The sequence below is a fragment of the Mycolicibacterium rhodesiae genome, from assembly GCF_002086695.1.
Lineage (GTDB): Bacteria > Actinomycetota > Actinomycetes > Mycobacteriales > Mycobacteriaceae > Mycobacterium > Mycobacterium rhodesiae.
On sequence record NZ_MVIH01000005.1, the window covers coordinates 289,030 to 301,849 of the forward strand.

Below are 12,820 nucleotides of genomic sequence, written 5' to 3' on the forward strand. Positions count from 1 at the left end.
GCTTTGGACACCTTTGCGTCACGGATCGGCTAAAAGCCCTGTTCAGGCCACAAGCGTGGTCAGCGGCTGTCAGCTGATTGCGGTAGAAAGTGACAGAAGTGACCTCTGTGAAGAGGACGGAGCTTTGCTCAGAGGCGCCCGGAAGGTGGAGATCATGATGAAGAAGCGCTTGTACGCCCTGGCGATCAGCCTGGTGATGCTGTTCGCGATTCCCGGCCTACTGGCCCCGACGGCGACCGCGGCTCCGGTGGGCCGGGATCAGTACGTCAACTTGGTGATCCAGCGTGGACTCGCCCAGCGGGGCGTGCCCTACGCCTGGGCCGGCGGCGACATCAACGGACCCACCCTGGGCAAAGGGCCGAGCGCAGCAGTGGTCGGCTTCGACTCCTCGGGCCTGATTCAGTACATCTACGCCGGGGTCGGCGCCAAGCTGCCGCGCTCCTCGGGAGACATGTACAAAGTGGGCCAGCACGTCACGCCTGACCAGGCGTTGCCCGGCGATCTGATTTTCTACGGGCCGGACGGCACCCAGAGTGTCGCGATGTTCCTCGGCAACAACCAGATGCTGGAGGTCACCGACACGGTTGTCGCGGTCTCCGCGGTGCGTGCCAAAGACATGGCGCCCTTCCTGGTCCGCGTCATCGCCTGAGTAACGCGGGGGCGTGCCGTTGACCCGCCGTCAATTGACGGCGCGGCGACGAGCACGCCCACCGCCAGGTGGGACCGCGCGGACCGGCCGCTAGGCGCAGTCGGTGCAGACCATGCTGGTGGCGTCCGCCAGCCGGCTGCGATGGTGCACCAGAAAGCAGCTGCTGCAGGTGAACTCGTCAGCCTGCTTGGGGACGACCCGTACCGTGAGCTCTTCGTCTGACAGGTCTGCACCGGGCAGCTCGAAGGAATCCGCCGCCTCTGCTTCATCGATATCTATTACGGCCGTGGCCGTGTCCTTGCGCCGTCCCGCCAGGTCTTCGAGCGACTCTTCCTCAGGCTCGGCCTGGGTGCGGCGGGGGGCGTCGTAATCGACCGTCATGATCCGTGCCTTTCGTTTCCGCATTCGACGTCGCGTCAACGCGGTCGAATGCGAGTTTGTTCCCGTAGCCGGTCTCTGCTAAACACCGTTGTTTCCGGCTGTGTGTGCGCTGGGTCCTGCCTTGCTGTGGCCTGCGGATTCGCACGCCATAGATACGCAGAAAGCTGGGCTCAGGTTCGCCAGAGAGATTCCTGGACGACGCTGGCGATCAGGGTACCGTCATCACGCTGAAATGAGCCGTGCGCCAACCCCCGCGCGTCGCTGTGACTCACCGCGGTCGCGTCATAGAGATGCCACCGGTGGGGGTCGGTCGGCCGGTGCAGCCACAACGCGTGGTCGAGGCTGGCGGCTCCACCCGGACCGGGGAATTCCGGCCCCGGCGGACGTGCCGACGACACCATGCCCAGGTCGGAGATGAAGGTCAGCGCGCAGGCCTGCAGCAGGGGATCGTCCTCGATCGGTTCGCGGGTGCGGAACCAGAACGGCTGGGTGGGCCATTCGATGCGGCTCTGCGGCCCCGCTGCGAGCCGGATGTCGAAGTGATCGGCCCACTCGACCGGCAGTCGGGTGAGGATCGTCGCCTCCGGCAGTGGCACCCGTGGTTCCTGCGGCAGCTGCCAGTCGGTGGTCGTCTCCGGTTGGTGGAACGACGCCAGCATCTCGAAGATCGCGACACCGTCCTGCGTTGCCGTGACACGGCGGGTGTTGAAAGAGCGGCCGTCCCGGGTGATTTCGACGGTGAAGTGGATGTCGACGCCGATCCGGCCGCCCTTGATGAAGTAGGCGTGCAGCGACTGTGGCAGCCGGCCGGGCTGGACTGTGGCGCCCGCGGCGGCCAGCGCCTGCGCCGCGATAAGCCCACCGAACAGCCGGGGACCGGCGCCGTAGGACGCCGAGGCGCGAAACGTGTGCTCGGTCCGGTCGAGTTGGACCAGCTCGGCGATCCAGCTCGGCATGCTCTCCTCAGGTGTCATCGTCGAAAATCGCACTCACGATAGCGTCCTAGACTCCTGGCATGGACCGCGGCCACGTCGACGCACCACAGGGTCTGCTTCGGATCGAAGACTGCTTGGACGCCGACGGGAACGTCGTCTTACCGCCGGGCGTGACGTTGATCTCATTGATCGACCGCAACATTGCCAACGTGGGCGACACGGTCGCGTACCGCTACCTCGATTACAGCCGCTCAGCGGAACCGGTGGTGTTCGAACTGACCTGGACTCAACTCGGCGTGCGCCTGCGCGCGATCGCGGCGCACATACAGCGCAGCGCTGACCGAGGAGATCGGGTGGCGGTCCTGGCGCCGCAAGGCCTGGACTACATCGCCGGTTTCTTCGCCGCGATCAAGGCGGGCACCATCGCGGTGCCGCTTTTCGCTCCCGAATTGCCCGGTCACGCTGAACGTCTCGAGACCGCTCTGGCTGACTCGCAGCCTGTGCTGGTGCTCACCACCGCAGCCGCCGCTGACAGTGTGCGCGGGTTTCTGGCCAAGCTGTCCGCGGCTCGGCAGCCGCGGATGCTGATCATCGACGAGATTCCCGATTCCTCGGCCACCGACTTCGTCGAGACCGTTGTCGACGTCGACGACGTATCGCATCTGCAATACACGTCGGGCTCGACCCGGCCGCCGGCAGGCGTGGAGATCACCCACCGGGCAGTCGGCACCAACCTGATCCAGATGATCCTGTCCATCGATCTGCTCGACCGAAATACCCACGGTGTCAGCTGGTTACCGCTCTACCACGATATGGGCTTGTCGATGATCGGCTTCCCGACGGTGTACGGCGGACACTCCACTTTGTTGTCCCCGACCGCCTTCATCCGCAGGCCGCAACGCTGGATCCGGGCGCTTTCCGATGCGTCCCGGGACGGCCATGTCATCACCGCCGCACCCAACTTCGCATACGAGTGGACCGCCGCGCGCGGCCTTCCCGACGCCGGTGACGACATCGACCTGAGCAACGTGGTGATGATCATCGGCTCCGAACCGGTGAGCGTCGACGCCATCACCACGTTCTCCGAGGCGTTCACACCGCACGGCCTGCCGCCGACGGCATTCAAGCCGTCCTATGGCATCGCCGAGGCCACTCTGTTCGTCGCGACCATCGCTCCGGCCGCGCGGCCCACCGTTTTTCGTCTGGACCGCGAGCGGCTGGCCGAAGGAATTGCGCAAGAGGCAGGCGCGGATGCCGACGCCGTCACCCAGGTGTCGTGCGGCCAGGTGGCTCGCAGCCTGTGGGCGGCGATCGTCGAACCGGCGACCGGCGCAGAGCTGCCCGACGGCCGCATCGGTGAAATCTGGTTGCACGGCAACAATGTCGGCCGCGGCTATTGGGGCCAACCCGAGCAGAGCCGCCACGTGTTCGGGGCCAGGCTCGCGCACCGGCGGTCCGAGGGCAGCCACGCTGACGGCGTGCCCGCCGACGGCGCCTGGTTGCGCACCGGCGACCTCGGCTTCTATCGCGGGGGCGATCTCTACGTCGCCGGGCGCCTGGCCGACATCGTGGTGCTCGGCGGCCGGACGTTGTATCCGCATGACATCGAGAAGACCGCCGCGGATTCCTCAGCCCTTGTGCGGCGCGGGTACGTGGCGGCATTCTCCGTCCCGAAGAACCAGATGACCGGTGCGACAACACAAGACGCCACCGAACAGCTGGTGATCATTGCCGAGCGGGCGGCCGGCACCAGTCGTAGCGACCCGGCACCGGCGATCGCAGCCATCCGGTCGGCGGTCTTCGAACGTCACGGTGTCGAGGCCGCCGATGTGCGGCTGCTGCCCGCCGGCGCCATCCCGCGCACCACCAGCGGCAAATTGGCCCGCCGTGCCTGCCGCGCCGAATACCTCTCCGGCGCAATGGAAGTACGGTAAGCGTATGCGGCTGTTGACCTTTGGCGCACTCGCCGTCACCGCGGCGCTTACCGCGTGCGTCGCGCCGTCGCTCGCCTGGGCCGGCGGCCCGGAGACCTTGAAGGTGTGCACCACCGGCGACTACCGGCCGCTGACCTACCGGGACCCGGCGACAGGTCAGTACAGCGGGGTCGACATCGACATGGCCGCCGATTTGGCCGAGCATCTCGGACGCACGGTGGTGTTCGTGCCGACCACCTGGTCGACTCTCGTCGCCGATGTCACCTCACCGGGCCGATGCGATATCGCGATGGGCGGCATCACCGACACTCCCGAGCGTCGCCGCGTCGTCGACGTCACCCGGTCCTATCTGGCCGGCGGCAAGACCGCGCTGGTCCCGGCGGCCAATGCCGAGCGGCTCGCCACCATCGAGCAGATCAACAAGCCGGGCGTACGAGTCATCGAGAACAACGGTGGCACCAACGAACAGTTCGCCCGCAAGCACCTGCCCGAGGCGCAGCTCGTCGTCTGGCCGGACAACACCACCATCTTCGATCAACTCGCGGCCGGCGGCGCTGACGTCATGGTCACCGACGCCATCGAAGCCATCTACCAGTCGTCGCTGCACCCCGAGTTGGTGGCCCAGCACCCGGGGCACCCGTTCACCTCCGAGGCCAAGGCCTATCTGCTGCCCAAAGACAGCCCTCTCGCCGCTGCGACCGACGCCTGGCTGGCCGGTGCGCTCCACGACGGCACCTACGCCGGCATCTATGAGCGGTGGCTGCACGCGCCGGCGCCCGACCCGCCGAGTTAGGCGGTCAGCGGCCCTTCCACTGCGGTTTGCGCCGCTCCCGCCACGCTTGCAGGCCTTCGCCGACGTCCTCGGTGGCACCGGCGACCTTGCGCATCACCTCGCCGAAGCGCACCGACTCGATCCAGCCCATGTCGGCGGTCCGCCAGGCCACTTCTTTGGTGGCTCGTTGCGCCAACGGCGCGGCTTCGGTCAGGGTTCTGGCCCAGGCCTGGGCCTCGGCCTGCAGATCCTGGGGTTCGACGAGCTTCCACACCAGCCCGATCTCCCTGGCCCGCTCGGCGCCGATGGGCTTGCCGGTGAGCAGCAGTTCCATGGCGTTGGCCCAGCCGACGCGGTGCGGCAACCGGATGGCGCCGACGATGGTCGGCACGCCGAGGGTCACTTCCGGGAAGCTGAACGTGGCTTCGGTTGACGCAATCACAAAGTCGCAGAACAGGACTCCGGTTACTCCGTATCCGACACAGGGCCCGTGCACGGCGGCGATCGTGGGTTTGAACAACTCCATGCCGGACTCGAACGAGTTGATCGTCGGCTTCTCCCAGAACGTCCCGCCGAAGGTGCCCACCGAACCCTCGCCGTCTTTGAGGTCGCCACCCGCGCAGAAGACGTCGCCGTTGGCGGTCAGAATTCCCACCCAGGCGTCCTCCTCGTCACGGAATCGATCCCATGCGGCATTGAGGTCCTTGCGGAGCGGGCCGTTGATGGCGTTGCGCGCTTCGGGCCGGTTGAGGGTGATCGTCGCGACGTGGTCTTCCAGTTGATAGGTGACGAGGCTCATTTGCTGCACTCTAGTTTCGGGCGAGGCGGCCCGGGGCTCAGTCGCGCGGGCGGGTGCCGATACGGCCCGCGGGATTCGAGACCGCGGTCACCATGCTGGTGCCGAAGGCGCCCGCATCGTCGAACAGGGTGGCGCTGCCCACCGACACCCCGTTCTCGGCGAAGTGGGTGTCGGCTTGCACGCCGATGAACACCCCGCGGGGCAGTCGCGACAGTGCCACCGTCAGATCCCCGTTGATGTAGCCGATTTCGCCGGCGCCCAGGTTGGTCACCAGGTTCGCGGCCGCCTCGGCGACCACCGCCGCACGGACGAAGGGCGTGGACTGCAGACCGGCCACCGCGTCCAGGCCGCCGTAATACGCGCGTTTGCGTCCGGTCGTGGTCTGTTCGCCCATCGGGCTCCAGCCGGTCCCGTCGCCGTCGACGTAGAGGGCGTCGTTCTCGGTGTCACGGGGCGCGCCGGCGGGCGGTGCCTGCGCCGCGTCCGGTGTGCGAGTCAGCCGGTATTGCAACAGAGTTGCGCGTGCCACGATCCAGTCGTCCTGGATGATGTCGCATTCGGCGGTGCGCATCCGGTTTCCGTGCCGGATCAGCCGCGTCTGAGTATGGGTGGGGACGGCACGGGCAGGTTTGAGCAGATCCAGCGTCAGCCGGGTGGGCAGATATCCGACGCTGCCGTACTTGCGTTCCAGCGTCGATGCCGCGAGCCCGGCGATCGCCTGGCCGCTGATCAGACCCTCGCTCCAGGAGGCCGCCGCAGACGGGGTGGGGCGGAAGATGCCGTTCCCGTGCTGAACGAAATACGCTGGGCGGATACCGATTGCGCTCGAAGCCGCTGCCGTGCGTTTCGACAAGACCATGCCGCTGTTCATCGTTGCCATCCTTTGAGTTGGGGAGCCGCCGCTTGCTTGACGGCTCACCAGGCAACTATGACCCGGCGGGGCCTCGCGAAATATCCACCGATCGGCCGCAATGCCGGATGACCGCGATATCCACCGATCGGGGGACACGCTCCCCGGTGTCAGGCCTCCAGCCGGGCGCGGACAGCGGAAAGACGTTGCTGCAGTTCGTCTTCGGTGATGACACCCCGGGACAACAGCGAGTGGGCCAGTGAGATCAGCTGGCTCTCGGGGTAGGGAAGGCCTGCGTACACGGTGGCCGACAGGTCGTCTTCTTCGTCGCGGCGTTCCTTGAATGTCGGGACGTCAGCCTCACACGCCGCGTGATCGAGTGCGTCGCAGAGCCCGTCGAGGCTGGTTTTCCACGGCGGCACCGGATTCTCCACCCCGTATTTGGCCGCCATGACCGGCCAGACCTGATTGCGGTCGACGATCTGTTGTAACGGCTCGGGTTTCATTCGCCGACCGGATGCATGGCGGGGCGAGTGTCGGTGATGACATTGGTGGTCACACCGGGCTTCGGCAGCGCGACGCCGATCAGGCAGTCGCGGGTGATGATCTCGGTCAGCTGCTCTTCGGTCCAGCCGTCGGTGCCCTCGGGTCGCATCGGCATGACCATGAAGCGGTGCTTCTGATTGGAATCCTGCACGCGAACTTCGATGTCGTCGGACAGGTAGAGGCCGAACTCGGCGAGAACCTGCCGGGGCCAGCGCACCAGCCGCCGACGGTAGTTCGGTGTGCGGTACCACTCAGGGGAGTTGCCGAGAATGGGCCGGGGGTAGCAGGAGCACAGCGCGCACACGATCACGTTGTGCACGGCCGGGGTGTCTTCGAGGATCTGGAAGGCGGTGAAGTCGCTGGGGGTACCGAAGCCGGTCGGCTCGAGCCAGTCGACGCCGACCTCCTTGCTGGCGGTCATCGGTTCGGCGAGGGCAAGGGCTTTGAAGTCCGGATCCAGCCAGGCGCGGGCCACCAGGCGGGCCGCCGGCGTCGGGCCGATCTGCTCGGCGAACTCGGTGAAGCGGCGGTGCTCCTCGGCGGTGAAAATGCCCTTCTCGATGCACAATTCGCGCAGCGCGATCTCGAGAACCTCGAAGTCGGTGATCTCGTCGACCATCGGCTTGACGGTGCGGTCGTGGTCATGGTCGTGATCGTGGCCGTGGTCGGTCATGTCCGTCCGTTCCTATAAGGGCGCAAGCCAGTGCTCGGGGATTTCGGTGCGCAAGCTGTCGGTGTCCGGGCCGTTGAAGTCGTCCCACAGCTCGGACATGCTGAATTTGACGACGTAGAACCATTCGGGCTTGGCGTCGGGGATGTCCCAGGTCTCGTCCTCGGCGGCCGGGCTTTCATAGGCCACCGCGTCGATGACGCCCGTGGCGCCGCGGACGTACTCGGGCGTGCGGGTGTAGAACAGCACCGGCAGTTCACGCACGACGACGGGGTCGCCGACCTTGAACCTCGGCTCACCGGCCTTGCCCGCGTAGACCTGCGGGTCGCCCTTGCCCTGGGCGTGCACGATGTGACTGTTGCGCTTGACCTGTGATCCGTCGCCTTCGAACTTGGGCTTGGCCGCCAGGGTCTTGCCCTCCAGTCCGCCTGCGTAGCGCTCCTTGACCTCCGCCATCCGCTCGGTCAGCTCGGTGAGACCGATGTGGTGCTTTTCGATCAGGACCCTGGCCACCGAGAGCAGCCAGCGGCCGTAGTAGGGGAAGCCGAGATAGACGGCGCGCTGGACGTCCACGTTGCCGATCCGGCGTCGTTCCTCGGAGAGCCAGATTCCGCGCCACGCAAGCACCTCGCAGATGACGTAGGTCATGTGCTCCCAGTACTCGTAGTCCTTGTTCTCGTACTTCATCGGCGCGTCCGGCTCGCCGCCGACATCGTGCACCGGCTTCATGTAGGCGACGAACCTGGCGTGGTCGAGCAGATCCGGGGTGGGAGCATCCGGCAGTTCCGGATAAGCGGACTTGAGCCGGGCCACCAACGCAAGCTGGTCGGCGCGTTCGGCGGCAGTGCTCATGACAGACCCCTCGATGTGGCTGTGCACAACGTCAACTAGGGAACCAACGTAACACCGGCAAGGCCCGTGGGCAGCCGAAATCGCGTCACCGGCGAAAGACGTTGCGATTCAGCGGTTCTGACAGTCGAGACAATTTCCGCCGCTGTCTCAGGCGTACCCGAGCGCGGCGTTCTCGGCGCGGATCCGCACGGTCAGCACCGCGGCATTGGCGATGCTGAACACGATCGCGGTCACCCAGGCCGAATGCACCAGCGGCAGCGCGGCCACTTCGGCTGCGACCGCCGTGTAGTTCGGGTGATGCAGCCATCGGTACGGTCCGTTGCGGACCAGGGGAGCACCCTTGATCACGATCAGCCGGGGGTTCCAGTGCTTGCCCAACACACCCACACACCACCAGCGCACCACCGTGCTTGCCACGACGACGGCCAGCATCGGCCAGCCGAGCCAGGGGAGAAACGGCCGGTGCGCGGTGGCCACCTCGGCCACGCATGACGCGAGTAGCAGGGTGTGCATCGTCACCATCGCCGGATAGTGTCCACGGCCGAATTCTGTGCCGCCCTGGGCGAAAGACCATCGGGCATTGCGACGTGACACCACCAACTCGATGAGCCGCTCGACGCCGATCAGGAGGATGAAGAGGTAGTAGATACTCATCTCCCTCACCAGCCCAGCAGCAGCAGCTCGAAGCTGAAGCCGGGCCCCATCGCCAGCATCAGCCCCAACGAGCCCACCGCGGGCCCGGCGGCGAGGGTGCGGTCGAGGACATCGAGCACCGATGCCGAGGAGATGTTCCCGTTGTCCCGCATCGACTGCCAGCTGTGCCGCAGCGCTTCCGGCGGCATGCCGATGGCGTTGTGCATCGCGTCGAGCACCTTGGGGCCGCCGGGATGGCACACCCAGGTCGATATGTCGGCGGTGGTCAGACCGTGGTCGGCGAGGAACCTGTCGACCTCGCCGCGCAGATGGTCGTCGGCCATCTTGGGGACGTCACGCGACATCACCAGCTGAAATCCGCTGGAGCTGACGTTCCAGCCCATGACGTCGACGGTGTCGGCGAACAGCCGGCTGCGGGTCGCCAGGATCCGCGGTCCCGGATGAAGGGGTAGCCCGGCCGGCACCCGATCGGCGCCGGCGGCGACGACGGCCGCCGCGCCGTCACCGAAGAGGCACACGCCGATCAGTGCGGGGATCGACGTGTCGTCGCGTTGCAGCGTCAGGGAACACAGTTCCACCGACAGCAAAACAGCGACCTGATCGGGGAACCCGCGTAGGTAATCGTGCACCCGGGCCAGCCCGGCCGCGCCTGCGACGCACCCGAGGCCGAACAGTGGGATGCGCTTGACGTCGGGACGCAACCCGACCGCGGACGCGATCCGGGCATCGATCGTCGGCACCGCCACCCCCGTGCTCGACACGGTCACGATCGCGTCGACCTCGTCGGGACGGACGTGCGCGGCGTCGAGTGCTCGCCGCACCGCGTGCTCGCCGAGCTCGGCGGCCACCTCGAGGTACGCCGCGTTGGCCTCGGTGAAACCGGTCAGCCGCGGGTAGCGCTCCAACGGCAGTGCCAGACTGCGGTATTCGACCCCGCTGCTGGCCGCGAAGCGTGCGAAGCCGGGCTCGGCGAACGAGGTGAGCGCAGCGGACACCTCGTCCTGGTTGTACCGATGTTCGGTGAACGCCACCGCGGTGCCGGTCACGCGCGGATCGCCGTGCCTGCGGACCGCGATCGGGTTGAGGGATTCGGAAAAAGCGGTATCTGTCATGGCCGCAATAGCGCGTGAATATGGCTACGAATTCCGTGTCATACCCTTACGGTGAAATATCGCACAGCGCGTCGAATTGTCATTAATGTGGGGGTATAAGCGCAGTTCAGGAGAGTTTTCTTACACCACGTCGTGTAATACATAAATGCAGCCTGAGAAATCCCAGGAACGTGTCCGAATCTGGTAGTGAATTGAATACCGCCTGCGGGTGCACTGGGAATCCGGGGAACGGTGAACGTTTATCGGCGGAATTTCGTGCACCGTCCGACCGGCTCCGGCTTACCGGCCGAATCCTGCGTCGCGCAGCGCCTGCGCCATCGAACCGGTGGAGCGCTTGTCGTCGCGCCGTCCATGCTCGGCGCGGGCAGGCTGACGGCGCTCCCGGCCGGGGCCAGGTCGGGTGCCTTGCTCTGTCCGCTTGGGCTGAACGCGCTTGGGGGCGTCGCCCAGCCGCAGGGTGAGTCCGATGCGCTGGCGCTCGACGTCGACGTCGACGACTTTCACCCGCACCACCTGACCTGAGCGCACCACTTCATGCGGATCGGACACGAATCGGTCCGACATCGCCGAGACGTGCACCAAACCGTCCTGGTGGACGCCGACGTCGACGAAGGCGCCGAACGCCGCGACGTTGGTCACGACACCTTCGAGCACCATTCCGACCTTGAGATCGGCCACCTTCTCCACGCCCGCGGCGAAGGTCGCGGTGGAGAAGGCAGGCCGCGGATCGCGGCCCGGCTTTTCCAGCTCGGCGAGGATGTCGGTCACCGTGGGCACGCCGAAGCGGTCGTCGGCGAAGTCGGCAGGCCGCAATGTGCGCAATGCCCGTTCGTTGCCGATCAGTTCGGCCATCGTGATGCCGGACCGGTCCAGGATGCGCCGCACCACGGGATAGGCCTCCGGGTGGACACCTGAGGCGTCGAGCGCGTCGTCGCCACCCCGAATCCGCAGGAAGCCGGCACATTGTTCAAAAGCCTTGGGGCCCAGTCGCGGAACGTCGAGCAAGGCGGTGCGGCTGCGGAACGGTCCGGTCTTCTCGCGATAGGCCACGATCGCTTCGGCCAGCGACTCGGAGACCCCCGATACCCGTGACAGCAGCGGGACCGACGCCGTGTTCAGGTCGACCCCGACGGCGTTCACCGCATCCTCCACCACTGCGTCGAGGCTGCGAGCGAGGGTGCCGGGGGTGACGTCGTGCTGGTATTGGCCGACGCCGATCGACTTCGGGTCGATCTTCACCAGTTCGGCCAGCGGATCCTGCAGGCGGCGGGCGATCGACACCGCACCGCGGACCGTCACGTCCAGACTCGGTAGCTCACGGGCCGCGTAGGCCGATGCCGAATACACCGACGCGCCGGCCTCGCTGACCATGGCCTTCGCCGGTGCGGTGGCCCCCGCCGAGCGGATGTCGGCGATGAGTTCGGTGGCCAGTGCGTCGGTCTCCCGCGACGCGGTGCCATTGCCGATCGCAATCAGCTCGACGCCGTGGCGCGCAACCAGTGCGGCGAGGGTCGCCTTGGCCGAATCCCATTGGCGCTGAGGCTGATGTGGGTAGATCGCACAGGTTTCGAGGACCTTGCCGGTGTCGTCGACGACGGCGACCTTGACTCCGGTGCGGAACCCCGGATCGAGTCCGAGGGCGGTGCGGGTACCCGCCGGCGCCGCCAGCAGCAGGTCCTTGAGGTTCTTGGCGAACACGGCGACGGCGTCCTCTTCGGCGCGCTGACGCAGCCGCATCCGGGCATCGACCGCGCCGGAGATCATCAGTCGGGTGCGCCAGGCCAGCCGGACCGTGGTGGCCAGCCATGGGGTGGCGGCCGCTCGGGCGGTCAGGTCGACGCCGAGGGCGTTGGCGACCATCACCTCATAGGCGTCGTCGCTGCCGCCGTCGAAGCGCACGGCGAGGGCCTGTTCCTTCTCGCCGCGCAGCACCGCCAGCACCCGGTGCGACGGCATATCCTCCAGCCGCTCGGTGAATTCGAAATAGTCCCGAAACTTCTGTGCCGCTGGGCTTTTCTCGGCCTCGTCGGAAAACGGTGTGGTCCGCACCGCGCCCTCGTCCCAGAACCTGGTCCGGATCGCACCCACCAGTTCGGCATCCTCGGCCGCCCGTTCGACGAGGATGTGCCGCGCACCGTCGAGCGCCGCCGCGGCGTCGGCGACATCGGCGGTGACGAATTCAGCGGCCGCGGCCTCCGGGGCGATGGCCGGGTCGGCGAGCAGCCGATCGGCGAGCGGCTCCAGGCCGGCTTCCCGGGCGATCTGGGCTTTGGTGCGCCGTTTCGGCTTGTACGGCAGGTAGATGTCCTCGATCCGAGACTTCGTGTCGGCGCTCAGCAGGGCGGACTTCAACTCGTCGGTCAGCTTGCCCTGCTCGGCGATCGACGCGAGCACCGCGTCCCGCCGTTCGTCGAGCTCGCGCAGATAGCGCAGCCGCTCCTCGAGGTCGCGCAGTTGACCGTCGTCGAGGCTGCCGGTGACTTCCTTGCGGTAGCGCGCGATGAACGGAACGGTCGCACCCTCGTCGAGCAGCCGGACCGCAGCGGCCACCCGGGCCTCTGCGACGGCGAGTTCTTCAGCAAGACGGGCATTTACAGATTTGAGGGTTGGGCTCGAAGTCACGCGCAGACCCTACCGAACCTCGCCGACAATCCCAGGACCCGTCG

The 12,820-nt window shown here is 66.8% G+C and carries 12 protein-coding genes and 1 pseudogene; 3 read left to right on the forward strand and 10 right to left on the reverse strand.

What is annotated here, in order from left to right; genetic code table 11:
• Positions 1-157: 157 nt before the first annotated feature.
• Positions 158-643: pseudogene (gene ripD / locus BST42_RS13690) on the forward strand (NlpC/P60 family peptidoglycan-binding protein RipD); the annotation flags it as partial.
• Positions 644-739: 96 nt separating this feature from the next.
• Here the strand turns inward: ripD and BST42_RS13695 are convergent.
• Complete coding sequence (locus BST42_RS13695) at positions 740-1,030, reverse strand: DUF4193 domain-containing protein (RefSeq protein WP_083119705.1); 291 nt, start codon at positions 1,028-1,030, stop codon at positions 740-742.
• A gap of 170 nt (positions 1,031-1,200) precedes the next feature.
• On the reverse strand, positions 1,201-1,986 hold the full coding sequence (locus BST42_RS13700; protein ID WP_237159409.1) for an acyl-CoA thioesterase: 786 nt from the start codon (positions 1,984-1,986) through the stop codon (positions 1,201-1,203).
• A gap of 59 nt (positions 1,987-2,045) precedes the next feature.
• Here BST42_RS13700 and BST42_RS13705 point away from each other — a divergent pair, with 59 nt between their 5' ends.
• Positions 2,046-3,899, forward strand: a complete 1,854-nt coding sequence (locus tag BST42_RS13705) for a fatty acyl-AMP ligase (protein ID WP_083119326.1) — start codon at positions 2,046-2,048, stop codon at positions 3,897-3,899.
• Positions 3,900-3,903: 4 nt separating this feature from the next.
• Positions 3,904-4,692, forward strand: a complete 789-nt coding sequence (locus tag BST42_RS13710) for a transporter substrate-binding domain-containing protein (RefSeq protein ID WP_083119328.1) — start codon at positions 3,904-3,906, stop codon at positions 4,690-4,692.
• A 4-nt stretch (positions 4,693-4,696) separates the two neighbouring features.
• Here the strand turns inward: BST42_RS13710 and BST42_RS13715 are convergent, their stop codons facing one another.
• From BST42_RS13715 to BST42_RS13750, 8 genes are all read right to left on the reverse strand, one after another.
• Positions 4,697-5,470, reverse strand: a complete 774-nt coding sequence (locus BST42_RS13715; RefSeq protein WP_083119330.1) for an enoyl-CoA hydratase/isomerase family protein — start codon at positions 5,468-5,470, stop codon at positions 4,697-4,699.
• Positions 5,471-5,507: 37 nt separating this feature from the next.
• Positions 5,508-6,341, reverse strand: a complete 834-nt coding sequence (locus BST42_RS13720) for an acyl-CoA thioesterase domain-containing protein (RefSeq protein ID WP_237159410.1) — start codon at positions 6,339-6,341, stop codon at positions 5,508-5,510.
• A gap of 149 nt (positions 6,342-6,490) precedes the next feature.
• Positions 6,491-6,826 carry a thiocyanate hydrolase gene (locus tag BST42_RS13725; protein WP_083119332.1) on the reverse strand — a complete coding sequence of 112 codons (336 nt, stop codon included), beginning with the start codon at positions 6,824-6,826 and terminating at the stop codon, positions 6,491-6,493.
• Positions 6,823-7,539 carry a thiocyanate hydrolase subunit gamma gene (gene scnC / locus BST42_RS13730; protein WP_083119333.1) on the reverse strand — a complete coding sequence of 239 codons (717 nt, stop codon included), beginning with the start codon at positions 7,537-7,539 and terminating at the stop codon, positions 6,823-6,825. The genes BST42_RS13725 and scnC overlap by 4 nt, the downstream gene beginning before the upstream one ends.
• A 12-nt stretch (positions 7,540-7,551) precedes the next feature.
• Positions 7,552-8,388, reverse strand: a complete 837-nt coding sequence (locus BST42_RS13735) for an SH3-like domain-containing protein (RefSeq protein ID WP_083119335.1) — start codon at positions 8,386-8,388, stop codon at positions 7,552-7,554.
• A 147-nt stretch (positions 8,389-8,535) separates the two neighbouring features.
• Positions 8,536-9,036 (reverse strand): isoprenylcysteine carboxyl methyltransferase family protein, encoded by a 501-nt coding sequence (locus tag BST42_RS13740; protein WP_083119710.1) that lies wholly within the window; start codon positions 9,034-9,036, stop codon positions 8,536-8,538.
• Between the two features lie 11 nt (positions 9,037-9,047).
• On the reverse strand, positions 9,048-10,154 hold the full coding sequence (locus BST42_RS13745; protein ID WP_083119337.1) for a type III polyketide synthase: 1,107 nt from the start codon (positions 10,152-10,154) through the stop codon (positions 9,048-9,050).
• A gap of 279 nt (positions 10,155-10,433) precedes the next feature.
• Positions 10,434-12,776: a Tex family protein gene (locus tag BST42_RS13750; protein WP_083119339.1), complete on the reverse strand. Its 2,343-nt coding sequence runs from the start codon at positions 12,774-12,776 to the stop codon at positions 10,434-10,436.
• Positions 12,777-12,820 lie beyond the last annotated feature (44 nt).

Coding starts and splice junctions, on each gene's coding strand:
- BST42_RS13695 (WP_083119705.1), bottom strand. CDS start 1,030: ATGACGGTCGATTACGACGCCCCCCGCCGCACCCAGGCCGAGCCTGAG.
- BST42_RS13700 (WP_237159409.1), bottom strand. CDS start 1,986: ATGCCGAGCTGGATCGCCGAGCTGGTCCAACTCGACCGGACCGAGCAC.
- BST42_RS13705 (WP_083119326.1), top strand. CDS start 2,046: ATGGACCGCGGCCACGTCGACGCACCACAGGGTCTGCTTCGGATCGAA.
- BST42_RS13710 (WP_083119328.1), top strand. CDS start 3,904: ATGCGGCTGTTGACCTTTGGCGCACTCGCCGTCACCGCGGCGCTTACC.
- BST42_RS13715 (WP_083119330.1), bottom strand. CDS start 5,470: ATGAGCCTCGTCACCTATCAACTGGAAGACCACGTCGCGACGATCACC.
- BST42_RS13720 (WP_237159410.1), bottom strand. CDS start 6,341: ATGAACAGCGGCATGGTCTTGTCGAAACGCACGGCAGCGGCTTCGAGC.
- BST42_RS13725 (WP_083119332.1), bottom strand. CDS start 6,826: ATGAAACCCGAGCCGTTACAACAGATCGTCGACCGCAATCAGGTCTGG.
- scnC (WP_083119333.1), bottom strand. CDS start 7,539: ATGACCGACCACGGCCACGATCACGACCATGACCACGACCGCACCGTC.
- BST42_RS13735 (WP_083119335.1), bottom strand. CDS start 8,388: ATGAGCACTGCCGCCGAACGCGCCGACCAGCTTGCGTTGGTGGCCCGG.
- BST42_RS13745 (WP_083119337.1), bottom strand. CDS start 10,154: ATGACAGATACCGCTTTTTCCGAATCCCTCAACCCGATCGCGGTCCGC.